Origin of the sequence: Sinimarinibacterium thermocellulolyticum (assembly GCF_040327995.1) — a bacterium.
Lineage (GTDB): Bacteria > Pseudomonadota > Gammaproteobacteria > Nevskiales > Nevskiaceae > Solimonas > Solimonas thermocellulolyticum.
This window is the reverse complement of record NZ_JBEPIJ010000013.1, coordinates 1-14,798: the sequence shown is the minus strand read 5'-3', so window position 1 is coordinate 14,798 and position 14,798 is coordinate 1. Positions and strand designations below refer to the sequence as shown.

At 66.4% G+C, this 14,798-nt stretch carries 14 protein-coding genes; 5 read left to right on the top strand and 9 right to left on the bottom strand.

Going from position 1 to position 14,798, the window contains the following annotated elements; all coding sequences use genetic code 11:
• Positions 1-23: 23 nt before the first annotated feature.
• On the bottom strand, positions 24-1,220 hold the full coding sequence (locus tag ABSH63_RS11520; RefSeq protein ID WP_352889909.1) for an acyl-CoA dehydrogenase family protein: 1,197 nt from the start codon (positions 1,218-1,220) through the stop codon (positions 24-26).
• A 300-nt stretch (positions 1,221-1,520) separates the two neighbouring features.
• Here ABSH63_RS11520 and ABSH63_RS11515 point away from each other — a divergent pair, with 300 nt between their 5' ends.
• Positions 1,521-2,603: a 3-ketosteroid-9-alpha-monooxygenase, oxygenase component gene (locus ABSH63_RS11515; RefSeq protein WP_352889908.1), complete on the top strand. Its 1,083-nt coding sequence runs from the start codon at positions 1,521-1,523 to the stop codon at positions 2,601-2,603.
• An 89-nt stretch (positions 2,604-2,692) separates the two neighbouring features.
• Positions 2,693-5,221 carry a TonB-dependent receptor gene (locus tag ABSH63_RS11510; RefSeq protein WP_352889906.1) on the top strand — a complete coding sequence of 843 codons (2,529 nt, stop codon included), beginning with the start codon at positions 2,693-2,695 and terminating at the stop codon, positions 5,219-5,221.
• Positions 5,222-5,258: 37 nt separating this feature from the next.
• Here ABSH63_RS11510 and ABSH63_RS11505 read toward each other — a convergent pair whose 3' ends face one another.
• Positions 5,259-5,726: a nuclear transport factor 2 family protein gene (locus ABSH63_RS11505; protein WP_352889905.1), complete on the bottom strand. Its 468-nt coding sequence runs from the start codon at positions 5,724-5,726 to the stop codon at positions 5,259-5,261.
• Entirely contained in the window at positions 5,723-6,103 is a 381-nt protein-coding gene (locus ABSH63_RS11500) for a steroid Delta-isomerase (protein ID WP_352889903.1), read from the bottom strand. Before ABSH63_RS11500 ends, ABSH63_RS11505 begins: the two co-directional genes overlap by 4 nt.
• A gap of 300 nt (positions 6,104-6,403) precedes the next feature.
• Between ABSH63_RS11500 and ABSH63_RS11495 the strand changes: the two genes are divergently transcribed.
• A complete protein-coding gene (locus ABSH63_RS11495) occupies positions 6,404-7,582 on the top strand; it encodes a helix-turn-helix transcriptional regulator (protein WP_352889902.1) in 1,179 nt (392 codons plus the stop codon).
• Positions 7,583-7,708: 126 nt separating this feature from the next.
• Here ABSH63_RS11495 and rho read toward each other — a convergent pair whose 3' ends face one another.
• On the bottom strand, positions 7,709-8,920 hold the full coding sequence (gene rho, locus ABSH63_RS11490) for a transcription termination factor Rho (protein WP_434223270.1): 1,212 nt from the start codon (positions 8,918-8,920) through the stop codon (positions 7,709-7,711).
• A 310-nt stretch (positions 8,921-9,230) separates the two neighbouring features.
• Entirely contained in the window at positions 9,231-9,572 is a 342-nt protein-coding gene (gene trxA, locus ABSH63_RS11485) for a thioredoxin (protein ID WP_352889901.1), read from the bottom strand.
• 275 nt (positions 9,573-9,847) lie between these two features.
• On the opposite strand from trxA, the gene ABSH63_RS11480 reads away from it, so the two are divergent.
• The gene (locus tag ABSH63_RS11480; protein WP_352889899.1) at positions 9,848-11,122 is read left to right on the top strand and encodes a DEAD/DEAH box helicase; all 1,275 of its coding nucleotides are present in this window, start codon (positions 9,848-9,850) and stop codon (positions 11,120-11,122) included.
• Here ABSH63_RS11480 and yrfG read toward each other — a convergent pair.
• Positions 11,119-11,811, bottom strand: coding sequence for a GMP/IMP nucleotidase (yrfG, locus tag ABSH63_RS11475; protein WP_352889897.1), 693 nt, complete (start codon positions 11,809-11,811; stop codon positions 11,119-11,121). The genes ABSH63_RS11480 and yrfG overlap by 4 nt on opposite strands.
• 9 nt (positions 11,812-11,820) lie before the next feature.
• Here yrfG and cysQ point away from each other — a divergent pair, with 9 nt between their 5' ends.
• Positions 11,821-12,663 carry a 3'(2'),5'-bisphosphate nucleotidase CysQ gene (cysQ, locus tag ABSH63_RS11470; protein ID WP_352889896.1) on the top strand — a complete coding sequence of 281 codons (843 nt, stop codon included), beginning with the start codon at positions 11,821-11,823 and terminating at the stop codon, positions 12,661-12,663.
• A 31-nt stretch (positions 12,664-12,694) separates the two neighbouring features.
• On the opposite strand, the gene mtnC is transcribed toward cysQ, so the two are convergent.
• From mtnC to ABSH63_RS11455, 3 genes are all read right to left on the bottom strand, one after another.
• Positions 12,695-13,369, bottom strand: a complete 675-nt coding sequence (gene mtnC / locus ABSH63_RS11465; RefSeq protein ID WP_352889895.1) for an acireductone synthase — start codon at positions 13,367-13,369, stop codon at positions 12,695-12,697.
• A gap of 114 nt (positions 13,370-13,483) precedes the next feature.
• Complete coding sequence (locus ABSH63_RS11460) at positions 13,484-14,035, bottom strand: 1,2-dihydroxy-3-keto-5-methylthiopentene dioxygenase (protein ID WP_352889894.1); 552 nt, start codon at positions 14,033-14,035, stop codon at positions 13,484-13,486.
• 4 nt (positions 14,036-14,039) lie between these two features.
• Complete coding sequence (locus tag ABSH63_RS11455) at positions 14,040-14,651, bottom strand: methylthioribulose 1-phosphate dehydratase (protein WP_352889893.1); 612 nt, start codon at positions 14,649-14,651, stop codon at positions 14,040-14,042.
• Positions 14,652-14,798 lie beyond the last annotated feature (147 nt).

Below are 14,798 nucleotides of genomic sequence, written 5' to 3'. Positions count from 1 at the left end.
ATGCAAGTCCCGGACGGAACGTCTCAAACGAAAAAGTCCGTGTTCTCGCGGCCGAGCATCACGCCGCCGAAGTTGCGGCCGAAGATGTCCGGGTTGTTGGCGTAGTGGGCGCGCGCGGTCAGAATGTCCAAGAAGTAGCGCACCAGCGGAAAGTCGAGGAAGACGCCGCGCCCGCCGCAAGCCGAGTGCAGCCGGTAAGCGTGCTGGCAACAGCGCTCGACGACCAGAGCCGCCTGGTAACGGAACTTGAGTCGGGTGTGCAGATCCACCTCGGCACCGCCGCGCGCAGCCTCCATCAGCGCATCGAAATTGCGCTTGAGGGTGATTTTCATCTCGTCGATCGCGACCGCGGCGTCGGCCACGGCCATCTGCGCCGGCACCTGCTCGGCGGTCTTGGCCCCCATGTTGCCGGTCCAACTGCCGCCGAATTCGGTGAAGCAGTTCAGCGCGCCCTGCAGGCCGCCGATCGCCGCCGTCGACACCGCGCGCACGAAGATCTGTCCGAAGGGCAGCTTGTACAGCGGCGCGGTGAAGGTGTCGCGCCCGGGGTTGGTCCCCAGAAAGCCGTCGCTGGCCTTGTGTGTGCGATATTCCGGCACGAAGGCGTCCTTGACCACGACGTCCTTCGATCCGGTGGCTTTCAACCCCATCGTGTGCCAGGTGTCGACCACCTCGTAATCGGACTTGGGTAGCAGGAAGGTGCGGTATTCCGGTGGCTGGCCCTCATTGAAGATCAGGCCGCCGAGGAACACCCAGTCACAGTGGTCGATGCCGGACGAAAAGCCCCAGCGTCCAGAGAACCTAAAGCCGCCGTCGACCTTCCTGACCTGCCCCTTGGGCATGTAGGTCGAGGCGATCAGCACCGAGGTATCGCCGCCGCCCCAGACGTCTTGCGCCGCGCGCGGGTCGAACAGGGCGATTTGCCAGTTGTGCACACCGATGACCCCATACACCCAGGCGGTGGACATGCAGCCCTCGGCCAGGATCATCTGGATGTCATAGAACACCTGCGGGTCCATCTCGTAGCCGCCGTACTGCTTGGGCTTGAGCACGTCGAACAATCCCGCCTCCTGCATATCGGCGATGGTCTCGCGCGGCAGCACGCGCTCGGCGTTGGCTCGCTCGGCGCGCTCGCGCAACTTCGGAATCAAGTCGCGTGCGCGCTGGACCAAGAGTTCGGGCGTGACCAGCTGGGCCGTCTTCTTCGCGGTGGCGGGCATGTCGTTCTCCTTGCGTGCCCATGCGAGCGCAGCACGATCCGCTGACGTCCGCAGGGGCGATGGACACGCTGGCTTTTTCACAGAATCGCCGGCTCGCAGCATCGTCCGAAATGGGTAGCCCCGTCAGGCTCTGCGGCCTTTGCGGGGCGTGCATGATCAAGCGAGGCGGATGCGTTCACTCAAACGGGTGATGCTGCAACACCCGCAGCTTCCCAAACTGCTGGCGAACGTCGGGCGCTGCGCGCCCGGCCCGGCTTGGAACAGGTCCGCGCAGCAAACCGTGCGGACCGGGAGTGCGAGATGGCAACGACGAAGGATTACGGCCTTGGCGAATTCACGTTTCCGCGCGGCTGGTTCATGATCGCGGAAAGCGCCAAGGTCACCGACAAGCCGCAAGGCGTACGCTTCTTCGGGCAGGACTTCGCGCTCTACCGCGGCAAGCACAGCGGCAGGGTGGTCCTGCTCGACGCCTATTGCCCGCACATGGGCACGCACCTTGCACGCAACAGCACCTCGTACGTGGCGATGGACGGCGCCGTCGAAGGCGATTCGATCCGCTGCCCCTACCACGCCTGGCGTTTCGGGCCCGATGGCAAGTGCAACCAGATCCCGTATTCGCCGGGGCCGATCCCGCCGCAGGCCAGGGTGCGCTCGTGGAAAGTCGAGGAGCGCATGGGCGCGGTGTTCGTCTGGCACGACCCGGAAGGCGGCGAGCCGGACTACGAGATCCCCGTCATCCCCGAATGCTCGGATCCGGCCTGGGTGCCGATCGCCTTCGACGACCTGGGCATCGTCAACTGCCACACGCAGGAGATCGTCGACAACATCACCGACGTCGCCCACTTCGGCCCGATCCACGGCTCGTTGACCCAGTACTTCGAGAACGAGTTCAGGGGGCACGTCGCGATACAGCGCATGGGCGGCGGCCACCGCACGCTGACCACCGCCGACGGCCCGCTGCTGGAAACGACCGCGACCTACCACGGCCCGAGCATCCTCATCACCAAGATGGTCGGCACCCACGAGTCGTACATCTTCATCGCGCACACGCCGGTCGACGATGGCAGCGCCTATGTCTGGCACGGCCTGATGGTCAAATCCCCGAGCGGCGCCGCCCGCTACACCCAAGAGGATGTCGCGATCGCCCGCCAGTACCAGGAGATGGCGCTCGCCGCCTTCGCCCAGGACTTCGAGGTGTGGAAGCACAAGCGCCCGAACATCCGCGGCCTGTACGTGCAGGGCGACGGGCCGTTTCTCAAGCAGCGCGCCTGGTACAAGCAGTTCTACAACCCGCGCGCGCAGCGCGAAGAACTGCTCAAGGGCGTCGAAGGCATCTACCACGCGCGCGGCGTGGAACCGGCACCGGCGAGCCGGGCGGCCTGATCGGCCGAATCCGCCGCGCACATCCGTTTGCGCGAGGCGCGTGCGCCATGTCCGGTCGTGGCCTCGTCGAGCGAACCAAGGGGGGCGCCATGCACGGACCGGCACGGTGGATTGCCGCACTGTGGCTGGCTTTGCCGAACGGCGCGCTGGCGCAGGATGAACTGGATGCGGTGATCGGCGTCGCACCGGCTCGGGGCGAATCCGCCGTCGTGGCCGCTCCCCTGCCGCCGGCGCCGCGGGCGGCGATGCTCGAGGAGATCATCGTGACCGCCGAGCGCCGCGTCGCCAGCCTGCAGGACACGCCGATCTCGATCGAGGCCTTCGACGCCGAGGCGATCGAGCAGCGCGGCATCAAGGGCGTGCAGGATCTCGGCGGCCAGGTGCCGGGCCTGACGCTGGAGCCGTTCCCGACGCACAACGCAACGTTGCGCCTTTTCATCCGCGGCGTCGGCATCAACGATGCGCAGCTCACCCAGGATCCTGCGGTCGGCGTCTACATCGACGGCGTCTACGTCGCGCGCTCGGTCGGCCTGGCCCTCGATGTCGCCGATCTCGAACGCATCGAGGTACTGCGCGGCCCGCAGGGCACGCTCTACGGTCGCAACACCACCGGCGGCGCGGTCAATCTGATCACGCGCAAACCGCAGGTGGATGGCTTTGCGATGTCGCACACCGTCAGCGGTGGCGAGCGCAATCGCCTGTCGGCGCGCAGCAGCATCAACCTGCCGGTCACCGACACGTTCGCCCTGGGCGTCGCCGTACTCGGCAGCACCGGCGACGGCTTCGTCGACAACGCCGGTCCGGGCGCGGACTTCGGCGACCGCGAGGAATTCGCCGGACGGCTGGCCGCGCGCTGGATGCCGACGAGCGAGCTGACCGCGGACTATGCCTTCGATCACAGCGACACGCGCTACGTCAACGCCGCGTTCCAACCGGTGCTGCTGCCAAACACGAACAAGGGCGCCGCCGAGCTGTTCAAGCCGTATGCGGTCTCGCAGAGCGTCTATTCCGATCGTCGCCTGGAGCGGCTGGCGACCGGGATGCCGATGGAAGCATCCGGCACGCGCATCGACGGCCACGCCCTGACCTTGACCGCCGCGCTGGGCGCGCACGAGCTCAAGTACATCGGCGCCTACCGCGAGCTGCGCGACCGCCAGTACGCCGATCTGGGCGGTGGTGCCGGCTCGACCACCTACCGCGTCGACAGCCACGCCTACGACGGCCCCGCGGCGCTGACCGCCAACGGCGGCCCGACGCCCCTGGTGATTCCGACGGTGACGCAGGAGCAGTGGTCGCATGAGCTGCAGCTCTCCGGGCGGCTGCTCGACGATGCGCTGCAGTACGTCGTCGGCGTCTTTCACTTCGCCGAAGAGGGGCGCGAGGATCGCAATCGCCTCAACCACAACTTCAGCTCGATCGTGCCGCTCGATCAGCTCGACGAACTATCGACCTCGCTGCCCGAGCTCGACCCGCTCTTGGGCCTGCCCGGCATCGACTTCAACCAGGTCGAGGTGATCAAGCTGGTCAATTTCGTCAATCTCGACTGGACCATCGACAACGAGGCCGTCGCCGCCTTCGGCCAAGCCACGTGGACACCGCCGGTGTTCGACGAACGCCTGCACCTGACCGCCGGTTACCGGCATTCGCGGGACGAGCGCCGCGCGGAGAAGTTCCGCATCAGCGACACCTATCTCGAAGTGCAGACGAGCGGCGTCGGCATCGGCGTGCCGCTGTCCTCGGCCGAGAGGTTCGACCACGTGCCGGCCGCGCGCGCGTTCGACGACGACGCCTTCTCCTTCGTCGCCGCCTTCGACCTCAGCGACACGCTGAACGTCTACGCAAAGTCCGTCGAGTCGTACAAGAGCGGCGGCTTCAACGTGCGCGACCCCAATGTCTCCGGCGCGACCGCCGATCCGGCCTACGGCGTCGGCTTCACCGACGGCTTCGATCCGGAGTTCGTGCACAGCGTCGAACTCGGCCTAAAAAGCGAGTGGCTCGGCCGGCGCCTGCGCGCGAACTTCGCCGCCTTTCGCGCCGACTACGAGAACATGCAGATCAACTTCCTGATTCCGGGCACCATCTCCGACACCAAAACGATCAACGCCGGCCGCGCGCGGATGCGCGGCGCCGAAGTCGATCTCACCGCGCTGATCACGCCGGAGCTGACGCTCATCGCCGACTACGCCTACCTCGATGCCGAGGTCCAGGAAGTCCTCGATCCGGCCGGCAACAACGTCGCCGATCTATACCCGTTCACCTCGGCCCCGCGCCACAGCGGCGTGCTGGCGGCCGACTGGACTCTGTGGCGCGCGTCCTTGGGCGAGCTGCGTGCCTTCGTCTCGTACAACTACACCGACGTGCGCCAGGGCCAGGTCATCACCGAAGACCGCCGCGGCCTGACCTCGATTCCCGCCTACGGCCTGTGGAACGCCCGACTCACCGCCGCGGGTTTGCCGCTGGGCCGCCACGGCACGCTAGACCTCGCGGTGCACGCGCGCAACCTCGCCGACGAGGTCTACCCGGTGATCGCGATCGACAACCTGCCACACGCGGACCGCGCCGTGGTCTGGGGCGAACCGCGCTACATCGGGCTGGAGTTGGTGTATCGCTATCGCTGAGTGAGGCTCGCCGCCGCGCCGACGGGACTGACCTTACCTACACCAGCTTCAGCGCCCGCTTCATCCACGCCGGCATGTTGTGCAGATAACACCTCTGTTCCGCACGGCGCGCGATGCGCCAGCCGTCAACGGTGCGCCGGTACTCATCGAGATACCACAGGCCGAGGAACATGGTCTCGCCCTCGCCCCCGTTGGGATCGGGCACCTGCATCGGATTGAAGCAGGCGACGCGACCGTGCGCCGTGTCTCCGTCGATCTGGAACTCGACGTTGCCGATCAGGTGCATGTAGGCCGGAAACGATCCGAGCGCCTGCGGCAACCAGGCCTTCACCGTCGGGTAATCGCCCTGGATGCCGCCCATGGCCCGGTAATCGATGTGCGCATCCGGCAGGAACACCGCATCGAGGGCGTCGAAATCGCGCCGGTCGATCGCATTGGCGTAACGGATGACCAGATCTTCCAGCTCGATGCGGTCCGCCAGGCGCTGCAGCGCGGCGGCGTTCACTGCTCCAGCACCATGTCCGACTTGCCCCAGTAGGCCTTCATCGACGTGAACTTGCCGGCCTCGTCGAACGTCATCACGTCGATCACCCGGATGTGCGCCCGCCCTTGCGGCATGTTCAGACGCACGTCGAAGGCCATGGCCGCGGCCTTGCCGTGCGAGGCGCGGATCGGCGCCGCCAGTTCCAGACGCGCGCCGGTGGCCACCGCCATCTGGTAGAACTCGGCGATCGCCCTCTTGCCGGTCTTGGGCGGGCTGCCGACCGGATCCTCGACGGTTGCATCGTCCGCATACAGATCGGCGATGGCGGCGGCGTCGCTGCGGTTGAAGGCATCGATGTACGCCTGCATCGCCGCCTTCATGGTGGCTTCGTCGGTCATCTCGGCAGTCCCGTGTGCGGATGGAGTCGTGGCCCGCATGATCGCGAGGCCGCGCCGGCACAAACTCATCCGTTCAGATGAGAACGGCACACTGCAAAAGCGGCCATGATCGCGCTTGACGCCGCGCGCGCCGCGGCCTATTCATAGCGCCGCGGCCCGCGCATCCGGGCTCGGTGCCCCGACACGAATCGGCAGCGCCCCGGCCGACACGGGGCGCGAGAGGAGAATGCAATGGCTGTACAGGCCAGCACGTCCGCGATCACGCATCTGCAGGCCCGTCGTGCGGGCGGGAGAACCGCGATGAACGGAGCCACGTCCGCCACCACGCCGACCTTCGAGTTACAGCAGATCGACCGCCTGCTCGGCGCGATCTACGAGGGCCCCACCGAGACGCCGCCGTGGCAATCCGCACTGCAGTTGCTGCGCGAGCAGTTGGGCGCCGCACACGTCACGCTGATGCTGCGCCCGCCGTCGCCGGACAGCACCGGCGTGATGATCAACACCGGCCCGGTCACGCGCCAGGGCATCGAGTCCTACGAAACCCATTTCTTCTCGCTCGACCCCTTCGTGCGCCTGCCCGAGGGCGAGGTCGTGACCGCCGAGGAGCTGATCGGCCGTCAATGGTTGCAGAGCGCGGTCTATCTGGAGTACTTGAAACCGCTCGGCATCCGCCATCTGCTCGGTGCCGACATCTACACCAAGGATGGCATCGAATGCCGGCTGCGCGTCACCCGCGCGCACGATGCCCGTCCGTTCTCCGACGAGGACAAGGCCCTGTGCCGCTTCCTGCTGCCGCATCTGAAGCGCTCGATCCAGCTACACGCGCGCCTGGACTTTCTCGAATGCGAGCGCAGCCTGTTCGCGGGTACCGTCAACCGCATGCTGCTCGGCATGCTCAGCTTCGCGCAGGACGGCTCGCTGATCGAAACCAACCAGGAGGCGCGCCGCATCCTTGCCGAAAAGGACGGCATCTGGCTGTCCGGCAACACGCTGTGCGTCGATTCCAGCCAGGAGAGCCGCGAGCTGCAACGCATGATCCGCAGCGCCCTGGCCGATGCGAACGCCTCGCCACCGCAGGACGGCGGCGAAACCGAGGCGGCGAGCGTGGTGGAAGCCATGTCGATCACACGTCCCTCGGGCCGCGCCAAGCTCGGCGTGCTGGTGCGTGCCGTCCCGCTGGGCCCCTGGTCCGAGAGCAAACAGCGGCCCGCAGTGGTCGTGTTCCTGCGCGATCCGGAGTCCAACGCCGCGCAGCCGTCGCAGGAGCTGGTGCGGCGCCTGTTCGGTCTGACCCGTATGGAGGCGCAGCTCGCACTGCTGCTCGCCGAGGGCTATACGCTGGACGAGGCCGCGGAAAAGATGAACGTGCGCCGTAACACCGCGCGCACGCATTTGCGCTCGATCTTCTGTAAGACCGGGGTCACGCGCCAGACCATGCTGGTACGGCTGCTGCTGAACAGCGTGTTGACCTTGGGCTGAGCCGGCCGGCACGTCCAAGCGAAAAAGCCCGGGCATCGCCGGGCTTTTTCGCTTGCGGGACCAGGTGTCTTCCCGACGCGAGGATCGCCACGCCTGTGGCGCAGGGCCCGCGCGCCGCCCGGGTACTCAATTCCGCTTCATCGATTCGAAGAACGCGGCGTTGGTCTTGGTCTGCTTCATACGGTCGATCAGCAGCTCGATGGCCGCGACCTCGTCCATGTCGTGCAACAGCTTGCGCAGGATCCAGACCTTGTTGAGGTCGGCCGGGTCCATCATCAGCTCTTCCTTGCGGGTGCCCGAACGGTTGATGTTGATCGCCGGGAACACGCGCTTCTCGGCGATACGGCGTTCGAGATGCAACTCCATGTTGCCGGTGCCCTTGAACTCCTCGTAGATGACCTCGTCCATCTTCGAACCGGTGTCGATCAGCGCCGTGGCGATGATGGTCAGCGAGCCGCCTTCCTCGATGTTGCGCGCGGCACCGAAGAAGCGCTTGGGCTTCTGCAGCGCGTTGGCGTCGACGCCGCCGGTCAGCACCTTGCCCGACGACGGCGCCACCGTGTTGTAGGCACGGGCCAGGCGCGTGATCGAGTCGAGCATGATGACCACGTCGCGTTTGTGCTCGACCAGACGCTTGGCCTTCTCGATCACCATTTCGGCGACTTGCACATGGCGCGCCGCGGGCTCGTCGAAGGTCGAGGCCACGACCTCGCCACGCACGGTGCGCTGCATGTCAGTGACTTCTTCCGGACGCTCGTCGATCAGCAGCACGATCAGGTAGACATCCGGGTAATTGTTCGCGATCGACTGCGCGATGTTCTGCATCATGATGGTCTTGCCGGCCTTGGGCGGCGAGACGATCAGTCCGCGCTGACCTTTGCCGAACGGCGCGACCAGGTCGATGATGCGCGCTGTGATGTCCTCCGTCGTGCCATTGCCGCGCTCCATTTTCAGTTGCTCGTCGGCGAACAGCGGCGTCAGGTTCTCGAAGCTGACCTTGCGCTTGGAGACTTCCGGCGGCTCGTAGTTGATCGTGTCGACCTTGAGCAGCGCGAAATAGCGTTCGTTGTCCTTGGGTGAGCGCACACGGCCGGCGACCGTGTCGCCGGTGCGCAGCGCGAAGCGGCGGATCTGGCTCGGCGAGATGTAGACGTCATCCGGCCCGGCGAGGTACGAGCTGTCGGGGCTACGCAAAAAGCCGTAGCCGTCGGACATGATCTCGAGCACACCCTCGGTGTAGATGTGATCGCCGCGCTTGGCCGCGGCACGCAGCAGCGAGACGATCAGATCGTGCTTCTTGGCCCGGGCGATGTTTTCCAGGCCCTGCTCCTCGGCCATGCGCAGCAGCTCGGCGGCCGTCTTGCGCTTGAGATCCGGCACGCGAATGATCCGGGGTGGCTCCGCCGGCGGTTGCGGGCGGGTGATGACGATCGTCTCCCCGTTCTCGTCGACGACGGTTTCCTGAATCAGCGGCGTGTCCACTGCCTCGGCCTCGGCCTCGGCCATCTCCTCCTCGAGGGCGAGATCGTCCGGGAATCCGCCTTGCGGCATGGCGTTGCCATTGTTGCCGCCGCGGTTCTTGCCGGAATGAAAGCGCCGACGGTGTTTCATGGACTTGTTTCTCGGAGACTGCGGCTTGGGGGGCTGCTCAGACGACATTGAGGTGTGGCGTCACGAATGCGGCGAGTTGGGCTTTGGCGAGCGCGCCGACCTGGGTGGCGACCGGCGCGCCGTTCTTGAACAGAATCAGCGTCGGGATGCCGCGGATGCCGAGCGCCGCCGGCGTCTGCGGGTTCTCGTCGACATTGAGCTTGACCACCTTGAGCCTGCCGGCCTGCTCGGCCGCGACCTGGTCGAGGATCGGCGCGATCATGCGGCACGGCCCGCACCACTCGGCCCAGAAGTCCACCAGCACCGGCTGCGAATGACTCGCCTGCTTGACCTCGCGCTCGAAGCTGGCATCGGTGACCGCGGTGACGTGTTCGCTCATGGAAGTACCTCTAAAAGTGACCTGGGGCAGCGGTGATCGACCCGCCCGTCGACCTTGAGGACCGATGAATCGAACCTCAGGCCGCGCAAAACCAACGTCAGGACGTTATGATTTTTCGGTCGGGGAGCTACAGCGGGGCCGAATCGGTCGGCCGAATCAGTCGTGATTCTGGGCGGCGGTGCTGGAAAGTCGCCGCGCAGCCGGTAGAGGTCCTATTTGAGCCGATCCGCCCGCTCCTTGCAAGAGTGTGCCCGTCCCCCGCAGCGTTTTGCGAAATGCAGCCCAGTCATCTCACCGACATCCGCTTCGCCGATCTCGACCTGCACCCGACCCTGCTCGCGGGTCTGAACCGTCTCGGCTTCACCCACTGCACGCCGATCCAGGCGGCCGCGCTGCCGCGCGCGCTCTGCGGGCACGATCTCGCCGGGCAGGCGCAGACCGGCACCGGAAAGTCGGCCGCGTTCCTGCTGGCGACGATGCAGCGCCTGCTCACCGTGCCGCGCAAGCCGGAGGACGACCCGGGACAGCCGCGCGCGCTGATCCTGGCGCCGACGCGCGAGCTCGCCGTGCAGATCCACAAGGACGCGATGGCCATCGGCGCCGACACCGGCCTGCGCATGACCGTCTGCTACGGCGGCGCCGGCTATGAATCGCAGCGCGCCAGCATCGCCGCCGGCGTCGACATCCTCATCGGCACGCCGGGCCGGCTGATCGACTATTACAAGCAGCACACCTACACGCTCAAGCACATCGAAGTGCTGGTGCTCGACGAAGCCGACCGCATGTTCGACCTCGGTTTCATCGCCGACATCCGTTATCTCATCCGCAAGATGCCGCCGCCGGCCCAGCGCAAGAACTACCTGTTCTCGGCGACGCTGTCGCATCGCGTGCTCGAACTCGCCTACGAGCACATGAACGATCCGCAGAAGATCGAGATCGAGCCCGAGCAGGTCACCGCCGACCGCGTGCGCCAAGCCATGATCCACGTCGCCAACGACGAGAAGATGCCCCTGCTGGTCGGCGTGCTGCGACAGCACCGCTCGCAACGCAGTCTGGTCTTCGTCAACACCAAGCGCGAGGCCGAGGAGGTGGAGCGCGGCCTGTGCGCCAACGGCTTCACCGCGGCCGTGCTGTCCGGCGACGTCGCCCAGGGCACGCGCCTGCGCCTGCTCGAAGAGTTCAAGACCGGCAAGCTGCCGGTGCTGGTGGCCACCGATGTCGCCGCGCGCGGCCTGCACATCCCCGGCGTCGACCTGGTCATCAACTACGACCTGCCGCAGGACCCGCAGGACTACGTCCACCGCATCGGCCGCACCGCGCGCGCCGGCGCGAACGGCGATGCGATCTCGCTGTGCTGCGAGACCTGGGTCTATTCGCTGCCGGACATCGAGAAGTACATCGGCATGCGCATCCCTCCGCTCGAGGGCGGTCATGATCTGATCGCCGCCGATTACGTCGCGCCGGCACGCGAGCCGCGGCGGCACCGCAGCGGCCACGGCGGCGCACGTCGCGGTGGTGGCGGCGCAGGCCGCTCGCGCAGGCGCCGCTAACGCGTCGCGGCGCGCAGCGACGGTGTCAGTTCCGCCAACGTCCGCACCGAGGCGAAGGCCTCGAGCGGCCGCTCCGGCATCTGACTGTCCGGCTTGCGCATGCCGATGACCCAGGCGATGCCGAAAGCCCGCGCCGCCAACAGCACCGGCATGCTGTCGTCAGCGAACAGCGTGCGTGCCGGATCGAACGGGTGCGCCGCCTGCGCCGCCTCCCAGAACCGCAGGTCTTCCTTTGGAAAACCGTAATCGTGCGAGCAGATCACCTGCTCGAAGTAGCGGTCGAATCCGGTGTATTCGAGCTTCAGGCGCCAGCTATCGGGGTGGGCATTGGTCACCAGCCACAGCCGCTTGCCGGCGGCCAATACGGCCTTGAGGAAATCCTCGGCACCGTCGATCGGCGCGATGCGCGCACGGATCTCACGCTTGATGCCGGCCATGTCCAGGCCGGTCACCTCACTCCAGTAATCCGTGCAGTACCACGGCAGGGTGTGCTGCACCGCCTCGAACTTCGGTGCCAGCACCGAGCGCGCCTGATCGAGCGTCAGCCCGTTCTTCTCGGCGTAGCGCAGTGGCACCAGCTCGCGCCAGAAATAATTGTCGAAGGACAGATCGAGAACGGTGCCGTCCATGTCGAGCAGCACCCATTCCACGGCGCCCCAATCCACCGTCGCATTCACGATCGCCGACATAAGCCCCGTATGATACGAGCTTCACCTGCCGAACCCGATCCCGTGAGCCTTGCCATCAGCGCGTCGCTGCTCGACGCCGTCATCGAGCTGTCCCGCACCGCGGGCGAGCGCATCCTCGACATCTACGCCCGCGACATCGCCGTCCACCACAAGGACGACGACTCGCCGCTGACGCAGGCGGATCTGGCTGCGCACCAGACCATCGTCGCCGGGCTCGCGCGGCTCACCCCCGGGATCCCGGTGTTGTCGGAAGAAGGCGCGGACACGCCCTATGCGACGCGTCGCACCTGGCCGCAGTACTGGCTGGTCGACCCGCTCGACGGCACCAAGGAATTCATCAAGCGCAACGGTGAGTTCACCGTGAACATCGCGCTGATCGAGAACCACGCGCCGCTACTCGGCGTGGTCTGGGCGCCGGCCAAGGGCGTCGGCTACGCCGGCGCGCGCGGGCTGGGTGCGCTGCGCATCGAGGGCAAGGTGCGCGCGCCGATCAAGGCGCGCGCCGCTGCGAATCCGCCGGTGTTCGTCGTCAGCCGCTCGCACAAGGACGCGGCGCTCGACACCCTGCTGGCGAAGCTGCCCGAGCACGACGCCGTCAGCACCGGCAGCTCGCTGAAGTTCTGCCTGGTGGCCGAGGGCAGCGCCGACCTGTATCCGCGCACCGGCCCGACCTCGGAATGGGACACCGCGGCCGGGCATTGTGTCGTCGAGTGCGCCGGCGGCGAAGTGCTGCGCCTGCCGGACCTCGCGCCGCTGCGCTACAACGAGAAAGATTCCCTGCTCAATCCCGGCTTCGTCGTCATCGGCGATCGCCGCGCCGGCTGGCGCGAGCGCCTACTCGCGGCCGCCTGAGCCGCAAGGCCTCCGCTGAACGCCGATTTCCTCAGGCGACGACCTCGGCCAGGCTCGTCGCCCGCGGGTGCGCAGGCGCCGGCACGGTCTTGTCGTCGCGCACGATCTGGCAGGTCGCAAGACCCGCTGCGCGCGCGGCATCGAGCTCCTCGCCTACATCTGAGAGGAACAGCACCTGCGGGCCGGGCAGCGCGATCTCGTCGAGGATGCGTCGGTACGACGCCGCCTCACGCTTGCCGCCAATTCGGGTGTCGAAGTAGCCCGAGAACAGCGGCGTGAGATCGCCGTAGTCGGTATGGCCGAAGATCAGCTTCTGCGCCTCGACCGAGCCGGAGGAGTAGACATAGAGTCGCTTGCCTGCGGCCTGCCAGCGGCGCAGCGCATCGGGTGTGTCCGCATAGACGTGGCCCTTGAGCTCGCCGGCCTCGTAGCCGGTCTTCCAGATCATGCCCTGCAACGCCTTGAGCGGCGTGAGCTTGCGATCCTCGGCGATCCAGCGTTCGAGCACGTCTGCGGCCTCGTCCAGCGACAGGTCGCGGTTCTCGATCTGCTCGACATCCGCCAGCAGACGCTGCACGCGATCGTCACCGGCGTGCGCGCGCAGAAAAGCACGCATGCGCGCCTTCGCGTACGGGAACAAGGTCTGGTGGACGAAGTCGATCGACGACGTGGTTCCTTCGATGTCGGTGACGATGGCTTTGATCATTGGTCGTTGCCCCAAGCCATCCATGGCGAGACTTCAGTTCTCATAGTCCACCGCTGCCCGGCCATCCGTGGCCGGGCGTTCGCCGGGACGAAGTGCCATTCATGGCACTTCGTCTTATCCCGGCTCACCATATTTCGGAAACCGGTCGGCGATCTTGTCACCAGTGAAGTGGCCGACCCAGCCGTCTTGGATTCGAAAGAAGCGGATCGCCTTGAAATTCGGCTTTGGTCCCATGTCGAACCAGTGCGTGGTGTCGGCCGGCAGGTTGATCAGATCGCCCTTGGTGCAGACCGTCAGGTACACCTTGCCGTTCTTGCGGATGTAGAAGGCGCCGGCGCCGTCGACGAAGAAGCGCGTCTCGAAATCGGCGTGGGTGTGCTCGGCGAGGAATTTGCCGCGCGCCGCCGCCGCGTCCGGATGCTCGGGGTGCATGGAGACGACATCCACCGACACAAAGCCGTACTTGCGCTTGAGCGCATCGATCGAATCCCGGTACGCCGTCATCACCTCGTCCGGCGTCGCCGTCGGCGACAGCGGCTGGCTGGCTTGCCAGCGCTCGAACTCGACGCCGATGCCGGCGAGCTGCGCACGGATATCGGCGTAGTCCGTGTACGTCGCCAGCGGCGTGCTGGCATCTTGATCCGAATACACCGTCAACGTGGTCATCGTGCTACTCCTTCAAGGCTTGCGACCGCAGCTCGCATTCGAACATGAACTCCAGTGCCTCGACGCGCCAGCGCGCCTGATCGACGTCCGCGCCCCAAGCGTACAGGCCGTGGCCGGCGATCAGATAGGCCGGCGTCTGCGGCCGTTCGCGCAGATGTGCATCGACTCTCGCGGCGAGCCGGGCGATGTCCTGGTCATTCTCGAACACCGGAACGATGACCGCAGCATCGTGGGTCGAGATGCCCGGCAGCAGCTTGAGCAGCTCGTAGCCGGCCAGGCAAATACCCTCGTAGCGGCGCGACAGCACGGTGTTGGCGATCGAATGCGTGTGCAGCACGGCACCGATCGCCACATCGAAGCGATACAACTGGCAGTGCAGCAGGGTCTCGTAGGACGCCTTGCGCCCGACCTGCAGCGGCTTGCCGTCGAGATCGGCGACCAGAAAGTGCTCCGGCTCCAGCTCGCCCTTATGGCAGCCGGACGCGGTGATGAGCATCGTGCCGGCGTCGCGGCGTGCCGAGAAATTGCCGCCGGTCGCCGGCACCCAGCCACGCCGATGGAACAGCCGTCCAGCCGCAATCAGACGCTGCACGCGCGTGAGATCTTCGGCATTCATCGAAGCGTCCATCGGCCGCGCACTCTAGCCCGGATCCGTCACGAGTAGGCTGCTGAGAAGGCACGGCGGATTCGCTGTTGCCCAGTAGAATTCGGTTGTCGAAGCCAATTCTCTGGAGCGAATCCGCCGTGACGGAATGCTACCAAG